Genomic DNA, 18,118 nt, shown 5'->3' on the forward strand with positions numbered 1-18,118 from the left:
GGGTTGGTCATGAAATTAGCCATTGTTACGGCGTGCCCGAACGGCATGGTCACCAGTGTGCTGTGCGCGCGTTTGCTCGATGCCGCCGCGCAGCGTCAGGGCTGGAGCACCAGCGTCGAAGTGATCGATGTGGCGCACCCGGAACGCGAATTGTCGGCGGCGACGATTGCGGCGGCAGAGTGGGTTTTGCTGGTCGCCACAGGTGCGGTCGACATGACGCGTTTCGTCGGCAAACGGGTTTTCCAGATTGCCCCGGCGCAGGCGCTACAGGATGTCGAAGCGGTGCTGCGTCGTGGTGCTGAAGAGGCTGAAGTTTACGTCGCCAGCGCGGCTGAACCGGTCGTTGATGCGCCGCGTGCACCGCGCATCGTCGCGATTACCGCGTGCCCGACCGGTGTCGCCCACACCTTCATGGCCGCCGAAGCCTTGCAGCAAACCGCCAAGCGTCTGGGCTATGAACTGCAGGTCGAAACCCAAGGCTCGGTGGGCGCGAAAACCCCATTGAGCGCAGCGGCGATTGCCGACGCGGATGTGGTGCTACTGGCGGCGGATATCGAAGTCGCCACCGAGCGTTTCGCCGGCAAGAAAATTTATCGTTGTGGCACTGGCATCGCGTTGAAGCAGTCCGAAGCCACGCTGAAAAAAGCCCTGGCCGAAGCGGTTGTGGAAAGCGCGGCGGGCGACGGCAAGGCACCGGCCAAGCAAGAGAAAACCGGCGTCTATAAGCACCTGCTGACCGGCGTGTCGTTCATGCTGCCGATGGTGGTGGCCGGCGGTTTGATGATCGCGCTGTCGTTCGTGTTCGGCATCACCGCGTTCAAGGAAGAGGGCACGCTGGCGGCTGCGCTGATGCAGATCGGCGGCGAAACTGCGTTTAAGTTGATGGTGCCGTTGCTGGCCGGCTACATCGCCTATTCGATTGCTGATCGTCCGGGCCTGGCGCCGGGGATGATTGGCGGCTTGCTGGCGAGTACGTTGGGCGCGGGGTTTATCGGCGGCATTGTCGCCGGGTTTATCGCCGGTTATGCGGCGAAGGCGATCAGTCGATATGTCGCCTTGCCGCAAAGCCTTGAAGCGCTGAAACCGATTCTGATCATCCCGTTGTTCGCCAGTCTGTTTACCGGGCTGGTGATGATCTACGTGGTCGGAAAACCGGTCGCCGGCATGCTTGGGGCGCTCACGCATTTCCTCGACAGCATGGGCACCACCAACGCGATTCTGCTCGGTGTGTTGCTCGGCAGCATGATGTGCGTCGACCTCGGCGGGCCGATCAACAAAGCCGCCTATGCGTTTTCGGTGGGGCTGCTGGCGTCGCAGAGTTATGCGCCGATGGCCGCGACCATGGCGGCGGGCATGGTGCCGCCGATTGGCCTGGGCATCGCCACGTTCATTGCGCGGCGCAAGTTTGCTCAGACCGAGCGCGAGGCGGGGAAAGCGGCGCTGGTGCTGGGGCTGTGCTTTATCTCCGAAGGAGCGATTCCGTTTGCTGCGAAGGACCCGCTGCGGGTGATCCCGGCGAGCATTGCCGGCGGTGCGTTGACTGGCGCGTTGTCGATGTATTTCGGCTGCAAGCTGATGGCGCCGCACGGCGGATTGTTTGTGTTGGCGATCCCTAATGCGATCAATCATGCGTTGCTGTATCTGCTGGCGATTGTCGCGGGGAGTTTGTTGACCGCCGTCGTCTATGCGACGGTCAAACGCCCGGAAGCCGTTGAGCTGGCGCTGGAACCGGCGAAGGCTTAACTGGCACCACCAAACCCTGTGGGAGCGAGCTTGCTCGCGAAAGCGGTGTGTCAGCGAAGAAGATTTCGACTGATAGCACGCATTCGCGAGCAAGCTCGCTCCCACATGGGTTGTGTGGTGTGTCTGGTGTCATTTCCGGGTCATGTGAGCGTGCTTAAGTTTTCCTTTTTTCAGGGAGAACACCATGAGCGATTTCAACCCCGGTCGCCGGCGTGTCATGCAAGTTGTCGGCGCCGGATTGCTGATGCCAGGCCTGGCGCCGGCGGTGATTGCTTCAGTCAAGGATCGGCCGCAACTGACCGATGGCGTGCAGTCCGGCGACCTGCAAGGCGACCGCGCGATGATCTGGAGCCGCAGCGATCGCCCGGCGCATATGGTGGTCGAGTGGGACACCCGCAGCCAGTTTCGCCATCCGCGCCGGGTGGTCTCGGCGCTCGCCGATGCCCACAGCGACTTTACCGCCCGCGTTGAACTCACCGGGCTGCCCGCCGATCAGGCGATTTTCTATCGCGTGTATTTCAAGGACGCCCGCACCGGCGTCGCCAGCGAACCGTGGCTCGGCCACCTGCGCAGCGCACCGACGGCAAGGCGCAATATTCGTTTCGTCTGGAGCGGCGACACCGTCGGCCAGGGCTTCGGCATCAACCCGGACATCGGCGGCATGCGCATCTATGAAGCCATGCGTCTGCGCCTGCCGGACTTCTTTATCCACAGCGGCGACACCATCTACGCCGACGGCCCGGTGCCTGCACAGCTCACCACCGAAGGCGGGCGCATCTGGCGCAACCTCACCACCGAAGCCAAGAGCAAAGTCGCGCAGACCCTCGACGACTATCGCGGCAACTACCGCTACAACCTGATGGACGAAAACATCCGCCGCTTCAACGCCGAAGTGCCGCAGATCTGGCAGTGGGACGACCATGAAGTGGTCAACAACTGGTCGCCGGGCAAGCAGCTCGACGAACGCTATCAGGAGAAAGATATCCACACCCTGGTCGGGCGCGCACGTAAGGCGTGGCTGGAATATTCACCGATGCGCCTACAGGCCGCCGACGGTGGCGGGCGGATTTATCGCAAGCTCAGTTATGGTCCGATGCTCGATGTGTTCGTGCTCGACATGCGCAGTTATCGCGGCGCCAATGACGACAACCTCGGCGCGGCGAAAGCGTTTCTGGGGCGTGAACAACTGGACTGGCTCAAGCGTGGCTTGAAGCATTCCAAAGCCCAGTGGAAGGTCATTGCCGCTGACATGCCGATTGGTCTGGGCGTGCCGGATGGCGAGGTCAGCCCGGGTGTCGCGCGCTGGGAAGCGGTGGCCAATGGTGATCCGGGACCGGCGCAGGGACGGGAGCTGGAAATCGCCGAATTGCTCGGCTATCTGCGTGCGCAGCAGGTACGCAATTTTGTCTTCCTGACGGCGGATGTGCATTACTGCGCGGCGCATCACTATCACCCGGATCGCGCGGCGTTTCAGGATTTCGAACCGTTCTGGGAGTTTGTTGCGGGGCCGCTGAATGCCGGGAGCTTTGGGCCTAATCCGCTGGATAAGACCTTTGGCCCGGAGGTGGTGTTCGAGAAGGCGCCGCCGGTGCAGAACACGTCGCCGTTTGCCGGGTTTCAGTTTTTTGGCGAGGTGAATATTGAAGGGGGGAGTGGGGAGATGAGTGTGGTGTTGCGGGATTTGAATGGGGTGGCGGTTTTTGAGAAAAAATTGCAGCCCGCTTGAAGATCAAGAGCGACCCTCACCCCAGCCCTCTCCCGGAGGGAGAGGGGGCCGATCGAGTTGTCTTGCGTCATTCATCGACCTGAAAGATCGGGTCGATTATGAGATTGGATACAAAGCCTTTCTCTCGATTATGGATTCGGTAGAGGACGTTCAAGTCGGCGTACATCTCAGGCATCCCCCAATCAGTCCCCTCTCCCTCCGGGAGAGGGCTAGGGTGAGGGGCTTTTAATAGACATCACGCCGATAGCGACCCTGCTCAATCAACCGCTCCACTTCGGCTGCCCCGAGAATGTCGTTAAGCACCTGATCAACCCCCGAAGCCATCCCCTGCAAACTGCCACAAATGTAAATCACCGCCCCCTCCGCCAGCCACTTCTTCAACTCGTCAGCCGACTCACGCAAGCGATCCTGCACATAAACCTTCTCCGCCTGATCCCGCGAAAACGCCAGATCCAGCCGCGCCAGATCGCCATTCACCAACCACTCTTCGAGTTCCGCGCGGCAAAGGAAATCGTGTTCACGATTACGCTCGCCAAACAGTAACCACTGGCGTTGCTGACCATCGGCAATCCGCGCCTTGAGCAAGCTGCGCAACCCGGCCAGACCGGTGCCATTACCCAGCAGGATCATCGGCAGCGGTTCGTTGGGCAGATGGAAACCACTGTTGCGCCGCACCCGCAAACTGATGCTGCCGCCCACCGGCGCATGCTCGGTCAGCCAGCCGGAGCCGATGCCGAGGGTGCCGTCGGCGTGCTGCTCCTGACGCACGATCAACTCCAGCACACCGTCGGCGGCAATCGAGGCGATCGAGTATTCGCGCATGGCCAGCGGCACCATTGCATCGACCAGTGATTGCGCATGCAAACCGACCAGATGTGCGCGGTGCTCGGGCAATTGACGCGAGGCCAATGCCACTTCCAGCGGCTCCTCAAGGCCGTTGATGTTCACCGTGGTCTCGCCACGAATACCCAGGCCGTCGAGGAAATGCTCGATGGCCCACGGGCAGTTGCGCGGCAGTATTTCGACCAGATCACCGGCCAGCCAGCTGCTGGTGTTTGGTGCGCTCAGGCCTAACAGATAAACCGGTGAACCGCTGCTGTCCGGGTTCATCAGTTCGCGGCGGGTCAGCGTCCAGTTGTCGTAGCTCGGCGCTTGCCAGGTATCGACCGGGGCCTGGCCGGTGAGCAGGCCCAGTTGGGTTTGCCAATGACGCAGGGCATACGGATCGCCACTGTCGACCTCCACGGGCGCGAACAGCGTCGTGCCACCGTGCTCGGCCAACCACTGATGCAAGCGCTTGGCGAAGCCGCAGAAGTGCTGGTACTGACGATCACCGAGACCGAGCACCGAGTAATTCAGGCTGTCGAGGGTTGCTGCTTTGCTCAACACCTTGCGTTCAAAACCGCGAGCGCTGTCCGGCGCTTCGCCGTCGCCGAAGGTGCTTACGACAAACAGCGCATTGTTCGATTCACGCAGATCCTGCTCGCTGACATTCGCCAGCGGCTGCACTTTCACCGGCAGTCCGGCAGCCTGCAATTGCCCGGCGGTCTGCCACGCCAGTTGTTCGGCAAAACCACTCTGGCTGGCGAAACCGATCAGCCACGCCGAGGCATTGCCAGTCGGTTGTTCGAAACCTTTGCGCGCATCCTTGATCTGCTTTTTCTTGCGCCGACGATCGAGGTACAGCAGCCAGCCGGTGATGAAGAACAACGGCATGCACACTGCCGCGAGGGTAATGATGATCCGTCCGACCAGACCGAAGTAACTGCCGACGTGCAGCGCATAAATGCTGGTCAGCAATTGCGCCTTGAAGCTCTTGTCGGCGTATCGGTCAACGCGTTTGACTACGCCGGTGGCCGGGTCGAGAGTGATCTGGTTCAGCGCGCGATCATGCGGCGAGCTGTCGAGCAGGTAGAACACGGTCGCCGGTTGGCCTGCGACGGCCGGCATGCGGATGTTGTACGCGGCCAGTCCCGGGCCGGCAGCGCTGTAGATGCTGCTCCACATCGCCGCGTAATCAGCGGTTGGCGCCGGACCTTCTGGCGCGGGCCCACGACCGCCGCGCACGCGCTCGTTTTGCGTGGCATCGGAAAGCAGTTTGGTCAGGCCTTTGTTGTACCACTCGTACGACCATGACAACCCGGTCAGTGCCAACAGCAGGTAGACCAGCAGGCACCAAGTGCCTGCCACAGAATGCAGGTCCCAGTTGAACGCACGGCCGTTTTTCTTCCAGTCCAGCGTCAGCCACACGCGCCAGCTTTTCCACTGTCGCGGCCAGCGCAGGTACAGACCGGAGAGGCAGAAAAACAGCAGGATCAGCGTACAGGCGCCAGTGATGTTGCGGCCGGTATCGCCCATGGCGAGGAAGCGGTGCAGTTGCAGCATCAGGCCGAAGAAATCCTGGCCGACCGCGTCGCCCATGAACTCGGCGGTGTACGGATCGAAGTAACGCATCTCGCCACGACGTTCGCCCTTGGGCGGGGTGAAGAACACTTTCGCCGCGTTGCCGCTGTCGGTCTCGACCCAAAGCATCGAGACTTTTTTGCCGGACGTGGCTTCGATGCGCTCGACCAGTTCCACGGGCGGCAGCACACCGGCCACCTGTTTTTCCACTTGCAGGACGGACGGGTTCAGCGCCCGCAGGATTTCGTCCTGAAACGAATAGGCCGCACCGGTGATGCCCATCAGGGCCAGTACCAGGCCTGCGGTGATGCCAAAAAACCAGTGCAACTGGAACAGGGTTTTCTTCAACACGTCACTCGCCGTCCGTTCGAAAATTGTCTTCACGGCGCGCATTATGCCGTGGGTTATCGAGAAGCGTTCTTTATTACGCGCAAAAGCCCCGTTCAATTGAATGAACGGGGCCGAGCCTTTTGATCACATCACCTGTGGGAGCGAGCTTGCTCGCGAATGCAATCTGTCAGTGAGATGAAGGCTGCCTGACCCACCGCTTTCGCGAGCAAGCTCGCTCCCACAGGTTTCCACATCCTTTAGAAGTGGAAGTTGGTGCTCAACAGCGCCGTACGGCCCGCCGCCTGGTTGGCGAAGTGGGTCGAGAAGGCTTTGTCGTAGTAGGTTTCGTTGGTCAGGTTTTGCACGTTGAGTTGCAGGTCGACGTTCTTGGTCAGCTTGTAAGCCGCCATCGCGTCGTAACGCACATACGAGTCGACCATGGTGGTGTTGGCCACGCTGCCGTAGACGTCGTCTACATAGAACGCACCGCCACCGAGGGTCAGCTTCGGCGTGACCTGGTAAGTGGTCCACAGGCTGGCGCTGTTTTTCGGCGTGTTAGGCAATTCGTTGCCATCGTTGGCCTTGCCCAGCGGGCCGCCGTCGACTTGTTCGCTGTCCATGAAGGCGTAACCGGCGAACACTTGCCATTTGTCGGTGATCTTGCCGCTGGCCGACAGTTCTATACCTTGCACACGGGTCTTGCCGGCGTTTTCGTACGAGGTGGTGTCGACTTGCACACGCGCGTTTTCTTTCTCGGTGCGGAAGATGTCTGCGGTCAGCGACAGGCGATCGTTGAGCAGATCCCACTTGGTGCCGATTTCATAGTTCTTGGTGGTTTCCGGTTCCAGGTCGCTGCTCAGCAGGTTGCCGCTGCGGTCCGGGGTGCCGCCCAATGGGTTGCCTTCCTGACCTTCGCCCAGGGTGTTGCCCGGTGGCGTGGCCGAGGTGGCGTAGGAAGCGTAGATGCTGCCGTTTTCCGCAGGCTTGTAGACGACGCCGAACTGACCGGTGACGAACTCGCTGGTGTCATCACCCTTGGACGTGGTGGTACCAGCGGCGTTGTAGCTCTTGTAGTCGGTATCGAAGTGGTCGTAACGCAGACCCATGTTCACCAGCCACTGCTCGTTCAACTCCAGGGTGTCGAACACATACAGCGCGTAAGTGTTGGCCTGGGTGTCGGTGCCGGCGTAGTTGCGCGAGATCGCGCCGTTCCACGGATCGTTCGGGTTCGGGTTCGACAGCGAGGTGCAGTTGTAGCCGCTCGACGCGCCGATCATCGATGGGGTGCAGTTGCTGCTCGACGGCACGTTGGTGGTGCGCGGCGTGGTGTCGACGTTGACGTTGTACGAGGACTTCTGGCTTTCCTCACGGGTGTATTCGACGCCCGTGGAGAAGCTGTTCTTGAAGCCAGCAACATAGAAATTGCCGAACAGGTCAGTCTGGTTGGTGGTGGTCTCGGTGTTGCTCACCCGAGTGTTGGCACGACGCCAGACGGTGCCGTTGTTGACGTTGCCTTTGCTGTCGTCCGGCTGGGTGAGGATGTAATCCTGCATGCTGGTGCCGTGACGCAGGGTGTTCTTGATCGTCAACGAGTCGCTCAGGTCATGCTCGATGGCGAAGGTCGCGGTGTCGGTGCGGCCCTTGCGGAAGTCGCGATCCAGGCCGTAGAAATTGCTGTGGTCACCGCCAGCGTAAGGCTTGTCCGGATTGGACTTGGTGCGTGCAGCGGAGCCGCCGGCCGGAATGGTGTACGGCACGCCCGAGTCCGGGGTGTCGTTGCTTTCGAGGTGGTAGTAATCGAGGTTGACGCGGGTGTCGGTGCCCAGGCCGAACGCCAGGGATGGGGCGATACCCCAGCGGTCGTAATCGACTTTGTCGCGACCGGCGACATTGCTCTCGTGGCTCATCAGGTTCAGACGGCCAGCGGCGGTATCGCTGAACTGGTAGTTGCCGTCGAGGGTGTAGCGCTGGGTCTGGTCGGACCCCCAGGTGAAACCACCGTCGAACGAGTTGCCCAAGTGAGCTTTCTTGCTCACCAGGTTGATGCTGCCGCCTGCTGCGCCACGACCACCGATAGCGGAGTTCGGGCCCTTGCTGACTTCAATGTTTTCCACGGCGAAGATTTCGCGGCTTTGCGAACCGGTGTCGCGCACGCCGTCGAGGTAGGTGTCGCCCTGGGCGTCGAAGCCGCGAATGAACGGACGATCGCCCTGTGGGTTGCCACCTTCACCGGCACCGAAGGTGATGCCCGGCACGGTACGCAGTGCGTCCTGCATATTCAGGGCGCCGGTGTCTTTGAGCACTTGTTGCGGAATCACGGTAACCGAGCGCGGCGTGTCGACCAGCGGCGCGGTGTACTTGGGCGAGGAGGCTTTTTCGACCTGGTAGGACGTCGGGTCCTGAGCTTCGCCGGTGATGGCGGTAGCGTCCAGAGCGATGGCATTGCCGGAGGCCTTGCTGTCGGTTTTTTCTGCGGCGAAAACCATGTGGCCCGCGGAGCCGGCAGTAATTGCCACACCGATTGCAGAGGCGAGCAGACGTGGTGAACTGACCGGTAATTGTGCGTGTTGACGTGCCATTTTTATTCCCCTCCCCAAGGATTTGAGGCGGCGGAATATAGGGTAAACAGGTATTCGTATCAATTGCGAAACATTGTTATTCGCACTGAATTTACATTCTTTACAATTTAACCTTACGGTTTTTACCAGTTCATTCGTCTCCCGGGTTTTACACGGCCAATAAGAATCAATACCATTGCCGCCTCTTTGCCATCAGGTGTCATTGCCATGCTGCTGCACATCCCCGCGCTGTTCGCGAAAGACGAGGTGCAGCGCATCCGCGAGGCGCTGGAACAGGCTGATTGGGCCGATGGCAAGATCACCGCAGGCTTTCAATCGGCCAAGGCCAAGCACAATCTGCAACTGCCTGAAGGCCATCCGCTGGCCAAGGAGATCGGTGCAGCGATGCTTGAACGGCTGTGGAAAAATCCGCTGTTCATGTCGGCTGCACTGCCGCACAAAGTCTTCCCGCCGTTGGTGAACTGTTACACGGCCGGTGGCAGTTTCGATTTCCACATCGACAATGCCGTGCGCCAGCCCAAGGGCAGTATTGAGCGCGTGCGCACGGATCTGTCGGCGACGCTGTTCTTCAGCGAGCCTGAGGACTACGACGGCGGCGAGCTGGAGATCCAGGACACCTACGGCACTCAGCAGGTGAAGTTGCCGGCCGGCGACATGGTCTTGTACCCCGGCACCAGCCTGCACAAGGTCAACGCGGTTACGCGGGGTGCGCGTTATGCGTCGTTTTTCTGGACGCAAAGTCTGGTGCGCGAAGACAGCCAGCGTGCATTGCTGTTCGAGATGGACGGGGCGATCCAGCAACTGACCCAGGACATGCCTGATCATCCTTCGCTGATCCGCCTCACCGGCACGTATCACAACTTGCTGCGGCGCTGGGTCGAGGTATGACTTTTCAAATACGTCGCGAGGAGGCCCTCAGCGGCGAGCAACTCAGTGCCATGCTCGGCGAAAGTCCGGCCCGTGCTGCGCAGGCGATTTTGCTCGCGGCGGGTGAGGGCGAGGTTGAAGCGCAGGCGTTGCTTGGGCAGATTCTTCTCGACGGCCAGGGCATTGCGCAGGATCAAACGCTGGCGCTGCGCTGGTTCGGCATCGCCGCCGGACGCGGGCATCTGATGGCGCGCAACATGCTTGGTCGCTGCCACGAGCACGGCTGGGGTTGTTCGGCAGATGCGGCGACTGCTGCGCAGCATTATCGGATTGCGGCGGAGGCTGGACTGGATTGGGCGATGTACAACCTCGCCAATCTGCTGGCGACCGGGCGGGGAGTGGCGTTGGATCATCTGCAGGCGCTGGCACTTTATTTGCGCGCGGCTGAATTGGGTCATGCGAAATCGATGAATCTGCTGGGGCGCTATCTGGAGGAAGGGCAGGTGTGTGTGGCGGATCCGGTCGCGGCGCGTGAGTGGTATCGGCGCTCGGCTGAGGGTGGGGATTTTCGCGGGCAGTTCAGTTTTGCGGCGGTGTTGGCGGGGGAAGGGCGGATTGATGAGGCCGTGGTTTGGCTTGAAGAAGCGTTGGCGGGCGGCAATCTGAATTTTCTGCGGGTGGCGAGTCAGACGTTGGCGAGTGCTGTTGATCCGAGGATTCAGGCGTTGGCTGTGCGCTATGCGCTTCGGTGCCAAGAGCCCTCACCCTAACCCTCTCCCAGAGGGAGAAGGGACTGACCGAGTTGGATGTTCCGGATACACCGACCTGAGATATCCGGTCGAACTCAGCTTTTGAAAGGCCCCCGATCTGCTCCCTTTCCCCTCGCCCCCTTGGGGGAGAGGGCTGGGGTGAGGGGGATGGATATCGGCCCCACCACAGAATTCACGCCGAATACACAGACACAAAAAAGCCCATGACACGTCATGGGCTTCTTGCATTACCGGTTCAGCACTTACACGTAAAACGATTTCAACGGCGGAAAGCCATTGAACTCAACCGCGCTGTAACTGGTGGTGTACGCACCGGTCGACAGCCAGTACAGGCGATCACCAATCGCCAGGTTCAGCGGCAGACCGTACTTGTAGTTCTCGTACATGATGTCGGCGCTGTCGCAAGTCGGGCCGGCGATCACGACTTCTTCCATCTCGCCTTTCTTCTCGGTCCAGATCGGGAACTTGATCGCTTCGTCCATGGTTTCGATCAGGCCGGAGAACTTGCCCACATCGGTGTACACCCAGCGCTCGACGGCGGTGCGCGACTTGCGTGCAACCAGCACCACTTCGCTGACCAGAATGCCGGCGTTGGCGATCAACGAACGGCCCGGCTCGAGAATGATTTCCGGCAGGTCATCACCGAAGTCTTCCTTCAGGAAGCGGATGATTTCTTCAGCGTAGGTTTCCAGGCTGTTGGTGCGGGTGATGTAGTTGGCCGGGAAGCCGCCGCCCATGTTGATCAGCTTGAGGTGGATGCCGTCTTCTTCTTTCAGGCGCTCGAAGATCACTTTGACTTTGGCGATCGCTGCGTCCCAGACGCTGATGTCGCGCTGCTGCGAACCGACGTGGAAGGAGATGCCGTAAGGCACCAGGCCCAGATCGCGGGCGAGGATCAGCAGGTCCATGGCCATGTCGGTCTGGCAGCCGAATTTGCGCGACAGCGGCCAGTCAGCCGTGGTCGAGCCTTCGGTAAGGATGCGCACATACACTTTCGAACCCGGTGCAGCCTTGGCGATGTTGCGCAGGTCAGCTTCGGAGTCGGTGGAGAACAGACGCACGCCCTTCTCGTAGAAGTAGCGGATGTCCTTGGATTTCTTGATGGTGTTGCCGTAGCTGATACGGTCGGCGCTGACGCCGCGATCCATCACTTTGTCCAGTTCGTAGATCGAGGCGATGTCGAAGCTCGAGCCTTTCTCTTTGAGCAGGTCGATGATCTCGACGGCCGGGTTGGCCTTGACCGCATAGTAGACCTTGGCGAATTCGAAACCGGCGCGCAGGTCATCGTAGGCCTGGCTGATCATCGCGGTGTCGATCACCACGAACGGGGTTTCCTGTTTGTCGGCGAACGCCTTCATTTTGTCGAATGTAGCGCGCGCGAAATAGTCTTCGACCTGGATCGACATACTTGGGACTCCTAGTGGCAAACGTCGTTAATCAATGGGTGCAAATGAACGTCCTCCGTATCCCCACTTTGGTTCGCCTACTTCCCAAGGCATGTCGCCGAAAGCAAAAAGGCCACGGGTGTGAAGCTTCCCTTGGCCTTGCTGTCTCGTCGTCAGTACTTGAGCCGGATGGATCGTTTCCAGCATGGACGTTCGGCGCGAACTTTAGGGCGTGAGGGGCCTGAGATCAACTAAAAATGTCGCGTTTTTGCACGCTTCTGACGTGCGTCGCGTTCATCACTCTTTGTAGCCGACCGAGATGACGGACAGATGTTCCCCGGGAATTTTCCAGTGTTAAAAATACCTGCACGTTCGCGGATTTTGTCGGCGAAGTCTTGGGTAAGTGTGATGGCTGCAACATCGGCGACGTTGGCGGCGAGGGGAGGGTGTGAGGGGGATTTTGGCGGTTTCGCAAATCGTTTTAGACAGGCTGTGCGGTTGTGCGGTGTTGAGATTACTTTCCGCCTGATGAGTGAAGAAAAAATCACCCGGATCCTGTGGGAGCGAGCTTGCTCGCGAAGGCTTTTTCACAGTCGACATCGTTGTTGACTGATATTCCGCTTTCGCGAGCAAGCTCGCTCCCACAGGTTGTATATTTTTTAGGCGACTACCGCTTCAGCCGGCGAGACAATACTGGTCTTCATCCCGCGCGAGCGACCCGAACTCAGATAGGCCGCAATCGATTCCTGCGTGACCTCACCAAGGAACACCCGCTCGGCATCCATCACCGGCAACCACGCCCGGTTGAACTCGTACATGCGCGACAGCAGGATGCGCAAATGTTCGTCGTACGCCGCCGTGGCGTTGAACTCGCGCAGGAACTGCGCGCACGTGCCGGTCTGACGATGCAGATCGCGACGACGCACATAGCCCAGCGCCTTGTTCTCGGCACAAGTGACGACGACATAGCGACGGTCATGTTCGTCCATCAATTCCAGCGCATCGGCCACCGGGGTTTCCGGGCTCACCGACGGCGCGTTGTCCGCCGCATCTTCGGCTTTGACCAACAGCAAGCGCTTGAGCGTGCTGTCCTGGCCGACGAAGCTGCTGACAAAGTCGTCGGCCGGGTGCGCGAGCAGCGTGTCCGGATGATCGATCTGCAGCAGTTTGCCGGCGCGGAAGATGGCGATCTTGTCGCCGAGTTTGATCGCTTCGTCGATGTCGTGGCTGACCATGATCACGGTCTTGTTCAGCGCGCGCTGCATCTCAAAAAACTCGTTCTGGATCATCTCGCGGTTGATCGGGTCGACCGCACCGAACGGCTCATCCATCAACAGCAGCGGCGCATCCGCCGCCAGCGCGCGGATCACGCCGATGCGCTGTTGCTGGCCACCGGACAATTCACGCGGATAACGATGCAGATATTGCTTGGGCTCAAGCTTGATCATGCTCATCAACTCGCGGGCGCGGTCGTGGCATTTCTGTTTGTCCCAGCCGAGCAGTTTCGGCACCACGACAATGTTCTCTTCGATGGTCATGTTCGGGAACAGACCGATCTGCTGGATCACGTAACCGATGTTGCGACGCAGGGTCACTTCGTCGAGGTCGGTAGTGTCTTCACCGTTGATGAGGATCTTGCCCGAGGTCGGTTTGATCAGGCGGTTGATCATTTTCAGCGTGGTGCTTTTGCCGCAACCCGAGGGCCCGAGGAACACACAGATTTCGCCTTCATTGACGGTCAGGCTTACCGAATCCACGGCTTTGACGTCTTTGCCGTTGCTTTGGAAAGTTTTGCTGAGGTTTTGAAGTTCGATCATTTGAGCAGTCCTTTTGGAGTCAACGAGCGTTGCAGCCATTGGAGAAACAGGTCAGCGAAAATGGCCAGAAGACTGACCAGCAGCGCGCCGACGATCAGCATCGACATGTCACTGCGGCTGATGGAAGCGAGGATCAACACACCGAGGCCGCCGGCACCGATGGTCGCGGCGATGGTCATCACGCCGATGTTCATCACCACGGCGGTGCGCACACCGGCGAGGATCACCGGCACGGCAATCGGCAATTCGACCATGCGCAGGCGCTGGCCGAAGGTCATGCCGATGCCGCGCGCGGCTTCACGGATTCCCGGCTCTACACCGGTGAGGGCGAGGTAGGTATTGCGCATGATCGGCAGCAGTGAATAAAGGAACACGGCAGTGATCGCCGGCATCGGCCCCAGGCCCTGGCCGAACTTGGAGTAGAACGGCAGCAGCAGGCCGAACAGGGCAATCGACGGCACGGTCAGCAGCACTGTGGCGCTGGCCTGCAAGGGGCCGGCGAGGGTCGGAAAGCGGGTCATCAGAATGCCCAGCGGCACGCCAACGACAATCGCCAGGGTCACGGCGATACCGACGAGGGTGATGTGCTGCCAGGTCAGGTGCATCACCTGCTGCCAGTCGAGGTGGGAAAAGGCGTTCAGAAATTCCATGACTTTTCCTCCTTAGTTGAGTGGGTGCTGGCGCAGGAAATCGGCAGCGACTTTCGACGGGCTTTCGTGATCGACGTCGACCCGTGCGTTGAGCTGGCGCATGGTTTCGTCATCGAACAGTTCGGCCAGTGGCTTGAGCTGTTCGGCCAGTTGCGGGTGCTTATCGAGATAAGCCTGACGCACTACTGGTGCGGCGGTGTAGTCCGGGAAGTAGTGCTTGTCGTCTTCCAGCAGTTTCAGGCCGAAGGCGTTGAGGCGACCGTCGGTGGTGTAGACCAGACCGGCAAACACCTGACCGTTACGCAGCGCGGTGTAGACCAGACCCGCGTCCATCTGGCGGATGTTTTTGCGGGTCAGGTTCATGCCGTACAGATCGACCATGCCGATCAGGCCATCGGAGCGGTTGGCGAACTCGGTGTCCAAAGCCACCAGATGATTGGTCTTGGCTTCGGCGCGCAGCACTTCGTTCAACTGGCTGATGTTGTTGATCTGCGGATACTCCTCGGCGACTTTCTTTGGCAGCGCGAGGGCGTAGGTGTTGCTGAATTTCGACGGCGTCAGCCAGACCAGGCCTTTTTTCGCGTCGAGTTCTTTTACCCGCGCATAGGACTGTGCGCTGTCGAGTTTTTCAGTGACATGGTTGTAGGCCACCAGCGACACGCCGGTGTATTCCCAGAGCATGTCCAGTTGCCCGCTTTCGTGAGCGCTGCGGGCGAGGTTGCTGCCCAGACCACCGGTGATCTGCGCGTCATAGCCTTTGCTGCGCAGGTATTGCGCGGTGATTTCGGCGAGCAGGGTTTGCTCGGTGAAGACCCGGGCGCCGAGGCGGATCACCGGTTTCTCAGCGGCTTGCGCGATACCTGCGAACAGCAGGACGCAACCCAAGATCAAGCTAAGTCGTTTCATATTCATTCCTTCGCAAAAGCCTTAAGACGGGCGCAAACCACGTTCCAGCCAGAGACGGCTGGCGAGGGTGACGACGCCATCGAGCAGCAAGGCCAGCAGCGCGGTGCACGCGGCGCCGAGCAGCAGTTGCGGCTGATTGTTCAGGGCGATGCCAGGGAAGATCAGGCTGCCGAGGCTGTTGGCGCCGATCAGGAAGGCCAGCGGCGCGGTGCCGACGTTGATCGCCAATGCCACGCGCACACCACCGACAATGATCGGCACGGCGTTGGGCAGTTCGACTTTCCACAGCACCTGGCGCGGGGTCATGCCGATGCCGACGGCCGCTTCTTTCAGCGAGCCCTGCACATTTTTCAGGCCTTCGTAGGTGTTGCGCACAATCGGCAACAGGGAGGCGAGGAACAACGCGAAGATCGCCGGGCCACTGCCGATGCCGAGGACGCCCAAGGCAATCGCGAGCACGGCCAAGGGAGGCACGGTGTTACCGATATTGAAGATCTGCATGAAGCGTTCAGCGCGGCCGACCATGGTCGGGCGACTGAGAAAGATACCGGCGGGGATGCCCACGACCAGGGCGGCCAGCATTGAAGCGAGGACGAGAATCAGATGAGCTTGCAGGTAAAACAACAAATCGTCGCGGTAGTGTTCGATCGTGTTGATGCCGATCCAGTGGACCAGCAGGGCCAGGAGCGCGATCACCACCGCACCTCCCATCAGCCCTTTGCCATAGCGGATAGCCACAGGCGGACTCCTTTTTTTGTAGTCGGCGAGCGCAGTCCCGTGTGGCATGCCATTCCTGGCTGCCGGGAGCGTCGTTCGCGAAAAGTAGCCGTTTTTCAGGACCGGCAAAGCGGTCTGAAAGCGAGCCATGAGCGCAGCCTCGTCAGGCTAACTTGCTGATTTTTCAGCCCCTGACGAAAATTCGTAACAGGGGATGGACGTCTCCGTGCTTTGAAAGGTTCCCATCTGCGGCAGCATTTGGCCACCCTTAATGTGCTCAACGGTTCGGTTATTGCATCGAGTTGGGCTATAATCGCGGCCCTTTTTTGAATCACCGCCAGGCGATTTCCCATGACCAACCAGGCCGCCGAAGTCGCGAAACGCCGCACTTTCGCCATTATTTCCCACCCCGATGCCGGTAAAACCACGATCACCGAAAAGCTCCTGTTGATGGGCAAGGCGATTGCAGTGGCCGGTACGGTGAAATCCCGTAAATCCGATCGCCATGCGACATCCGACTGGATGGAGATGGAGAAACAACGGGGTATTTCCATTACCACGTCGGTCATGCAGTTCCCGTATCGCGAACACATGATCAACCTGCTCGACACCCCGGGCCACGAAGACTTCTCCGAAGATACCTACCGCACCTTGACGGCGGTGGACTCGGCATTGATGGTCCTCGACGGCGGTAAAGGTGTCGAGCCTCGGACCATTGCGCTGATGGACGTCTGCCGTCTGCGTGACACGCCGATCGTCAGCTTCATCAACAAACTCGACCGTGACATCCGCGACCCGATCGAACTGCTCGACGAGATCGAAGCCGTTCTGAAGATCAAGGCTGCGCCGATCACCTGGCCGATCGGTTGCTACCGCGACTTCAAGGGCGTGTACCACCTGGCGGACGACTACATCATTGTCTACACCGCCGGTCACGGTCACGAACGCACCGAAACCAAGATCATCGAGAAGCTCGACTCCGACGAGGCGCGCGCGCATCTGGGCGACGAGTACGAGCGTTTCATCGAACAGCTGGAACTGGTGCAGGGCGCCTGCCACGAATTCAACCAGCAGGAATTCCTCGACGGTCAACTGACGCCGGTGTTCTTCGGTACGGCGTTGGGTAACTTCGGTGTTGACCACGTGCTCGACGCTGTCGTTGACTGGGCACCACGTCCGCTGGCCCGTGTCGCCAACGAGCGTACCGTCGAGCCGGTTGAAGAGAAATTCTCGGGCTTCATCTTCAAGATCCAGGCGAACATGGACCCGAAACACCGCGACCGTATCGCTTTCATGCGTATCTGCTCCGGCAAGTACGAGAAAGGCATGAAGATGCGCCACGTGCGCACCGGCAAGGACGTGCGCATCGGCGACGCCCTGACGTTCTTCTCCTCCGAGCGTGAGCAACTGGAAGAAGCGTTCGCCGGCGACATCATTGGTCTGCACAACCACGGCACCATCCAGATCGGCGACACCTTCAGTGAAGGTGAAACCCTAGGGTTTACCGGTATTCCGCACTTTGCTCCGGAGCTGTTCCGTCGTGTGCGTCTGCGTGATCCGCTGAAGTCCAAGCAGTTGCGTCAGGGTCTGCAGCAACTGGCTGAAGAGGGCGCGACCCAGGTGTTTTTCCCGGAGCGCAGCAACGACATCATTCTGGGCGCCGTGGGTGTGCTGCAGTTCGATGTGGTCGCGAGCCGTTTGAAGGAGGAATACAAGGTTGAGTGCTCGTATGAGCCGATCACTGTGTACTCCGCGCGCTGGATTGAATGCGGCGACAAGAAGAAGCTTGAGGAATTCTCTAACAAGGCTGTGGAGAACCTGGCGGTCGATGGTGGTGGTCACCTGACTTACCTGGCGCCGACGCGGGTTAACCTGGCGTTGATGGAGGAGCGTTGGCCGGATGTGAAGTTCCGGGCGACGCGTGAGCATCATTAAGCGCTGAGCTGAGTTGTTCGAAAGCCCCCTCGGTGTGTGCCTTGGGGGCTTTTTTTGCCGGGTGTATATCCGTTTTTTCGGTAACGGCGGCTTAGGGTTTCGCCCTTACGGCGAGTCACCTTTTCCAAACGCCGAAAAGGTAACCGAAAAGGCTTTGCTCCAACGTGCGGCCCGCTCGCTGGGGCTCGGGGTTCCTTCGCTGCGGGATCCATCCGGGCGCATCGCCTACGGTTTGCTTCGCTGCACCTCCTCTCGATGCATTTGGCTGCGCCAAACGGTCGCTGCGCTCC

At 59.9% G+C, this 18,118-nt stretch carries 12 protein-coding genes; 5 read left to right on the forward strand and 7 right to left on the reverse strand.

Features of this window, described 5'->3' with window-relative positions:
- The first annotated feature begins 9 nt into the window (after positions 1-9).
- Positions 10-1,743, forward strand: a complete 1,734-nt coding sequence (locus tag WA225_RS28815) for a PTS fructose-like transporter subunit IIB (protein WP_422610566.1) — start codon at positions 10-12, stop codon at positions 1,741-1,743.
- Between the two features lie 184 nt (positions 1,744-1,927).
- Entirely contained in the window at positions 1,928-3,469 is a 1,542-nt protein-coding gene (locus WA225_RS28820) for an alkaline phosphatase D family protein (RefSeq protein ID WP_422610567.1), read from the forward strand.
- Positions 3,470-3,694: 225 nt separating this feature from the next.
- Here WA225_RS28820 and WA225_RS28825 read toward each other — a convergent pair whose 3' ends face one another.
- A complete protein-coding gene (locus WA225_RS28825) occupies positions 3,695-6,223 on the reverse strand; it encodes a PepSY domain-containing protein (protein ID WP_422610572.1) in 2,529 nt (842 codons plus the stop codon).
- Positions 6,224-6,459: 236 nt separating this feature from the next.
- Complete coding sequence (locus WA225_RS28830; protein WP_422610568.1) at positions 6,460-8,781, reverse strand: TonB-dependent receptor; 2,322 nt, start codon at positions 8,779-8,781, stop codon at positions 6,460-6,462.
- 207 nt (positions 8,782-8,988) lie between these two features.
- On the opposite strand from WA225_RS28830, the gene WA225_RS28835 reads away from it, so the two are divergent.
- Together WA225_RS28835 and WA225_RS28840 are read left to right on the forward strand one after the other, a co-directional pair.
- The gene (locus WA225_RS28835; RefSeq protein WP_397483839.1) at positions 8,989-9,669 is read left to right on the forward strand and encodes a Fe2+-dependent dioxygenase; all 681 of its coding nucleotides are present in this window, start codon (positions 8,989-8,991) and stop codon (positions 9,667-9,669) included.
- The gene (locus WA225_RS28840) at positions 9,666-10,418 is read left to right on the forward strand and encodes a tetratricopeptide repeat protein (RefSeq protein ID WP_422610569.1); all 753 of its coding nucleotides are present in this window, start codon (positions 9,666-9,668) and stop codon (positions 10,416-10,418) included. The genes WA225_RS28835 and WA225_RS28840 overlap by 4 nt, the downstream gene beginning before the upstream one ends.
- A 242-nt stretch (positions 10,419-10,660) precedes the next feature.
- Here the strand turns inward: WA225_RS28840 and WA225_RS28845 are convergent, their stop codons facing one another.
- The 5 genes from WA225_RS28845 to WA225_RS28865 form a co-directional block, all read right to left on the reverse strand.
- Positions 10,661-11,824 carry a type III PLP-dependent enzyme gene (locus WA225_RS28845; protein ID WP_016986476.1) on the reverse strand — a complete coding sequence of 388 codons (1,164 nt, stop codon included), beginning with the start codon at positions 11,822-11,824 and terminating at the stop codon, positions 10,661-10,663.
- 638 nt (positions 11,825-12,462) lie between these two features.
- The gene (locus WA225_RS28850; RefSeq protein WP_016986352.1) at positions 12,463-13,620 is read right to left on the reverse strand and encodes a betaine/proline/choline family ABC transporter ATP-binding protein; all 1,158 of its coding nucleotides are present in this window, start codon (positions 13,618-13,620) and stop codon (positions 12,463-12,465) included.
- Positions 13,617-14,270, reverse strand: coding sequence for an ABC transporter permease (locus tag WA225_RS28855; protein ID WP_007915307.1), 654 nt, complete (start codon positions 14,268-14,270; stop codon positions 13,617-13,619). The genes WA225_RS28850 and WA225_RS28855 overlap by 4 nt, the downstream gene beginning before the upstream one ends.
- Positions 14,271-14,282: 12 nt before the next feature.
- Positions 14,283-15,176 carry a glycine betaine ABC transporter substrate-binding protein gene (locus WA225_RS28860; protein WP_422610570.1) on the reverse strand — a complete coding sequence of 298 codons (894 nt, stop codon included), beginning with the start codon at positions 15,174-15,176 and terminating at the stop codon, positions 14,283-14,285.
- Between the two features lie 21 nt (positions 15,177-15,197).
- The gene (locus WA225_RS28865) at positions 15,198-15,887 is read right to left on the reverse strand and encodes an ABC transporter permease (protein WP_169844036.1); all 690 of its coding nucleotides are present in this window, start codon (positions 15,885-15,887) and stop codon (positions 15,198-15,200) included.
- Between the two features lie 357 nt (positions 15,888-16,244).
- Between WA225_RS28865 and WA225_RS28870 the strand changes: the two genes are divergently transcribed.
- On the forward strand, positions 16,245-17,828 hold the full coding sequence (locus WA225_RS28870; RefSeq protein WP_064119440.1) for a peptide chain release factor 3: 1,584 nt from the start codon (positions 16,245-16,247) through the stop codon (positions 17,826-17,828).
- The last annotated feature ends 290 nt before the right edge of the window (positions 17,829-18,118 follow it).

Source organism: Pseudomonas sp. (assembly GCF_049300855.1).
GTDB lineage: Bacteria > Pseudomonadota > Gammaproteobacteria > Pseudomonadales > Pseudomonadaceae > Aquipseudomonas.

Coding starts and splice junctions, on each gene's coding strand:
- WA225_RS28860 (WP_422610570.1), bottom strand. CDS start 15,176: ATGAAACGACTTAGCTTGATCTTGGGTTGCGTCCTGCTGTTCGCAGGT.
- WA225_RS28835 (WP_397483839.1), top strand. CDS start 8,989: ATGCTGCTGCACATCCCCGCGCTGTTCGCGAAAGACGAGGTGCAGCGC.
- WA225_RS28820 (WP_422610567.1), top strand. CDS start 1,928: ATGAGCGATTTCAACCCCGGTCGCCGGCGTGTCATGCAAGTTGTCGGC.
- WA225_RS28840 (WP_422610569.1), top strand. CDS start 9,666: ATGACTTTTCAAATACGTCGCGAGGAGGCCCTCAGCGGCGAGCAACTC.
- WA225_RS28845 (WP_016986476.1), bottom strand. CDS start 11,824: ATGTCGATCCAGGTCGAAGACTATTTCGCGCGCGCTACATTCGACAAA.
- WA225_RS28815 (WP_422610566.1), top strand. CDS start 10: ATGAAATTAGCCATTGTTACGGCGTGCCCGAACGGCATGGTCACCAGT.
- WA225_RS28855 (WP_007915307.1), bottom strand. CDS start 14,270: ATGGAATTTCTGAACGCCTTTTCCCACCTCGACTGGCAGCAGGTGATG.
- WA225_RS28870 (WP_064119440.1), top strand. CDS start 16,245: ATGACCAACCAGGCCGCCGAAGTCGCGAAACGCCGCACTTTCGCCATT.
- WA225_RS28850 (WP_016986352.1), bottom strand. CDS start 13,620: ATGATCGAACTTCAAAACCTCAGCAAAACTTTCCAAAGCAACGGCAAA.
- WA225_RS28865 (WP_169844036.1), bottom strand. CDS start 15,887: ATGGGAGGTGCGGTGGTGATCGCGCTCCTGGCCCTGCTGGTCCACTGG.
- WA225_RS28830 (WP_422610568.1), bottom strand. CDS start 8,781: ATGGCACGTCAACACGCACAATTACCGGTCAGTTCACCACGTCTGCTC.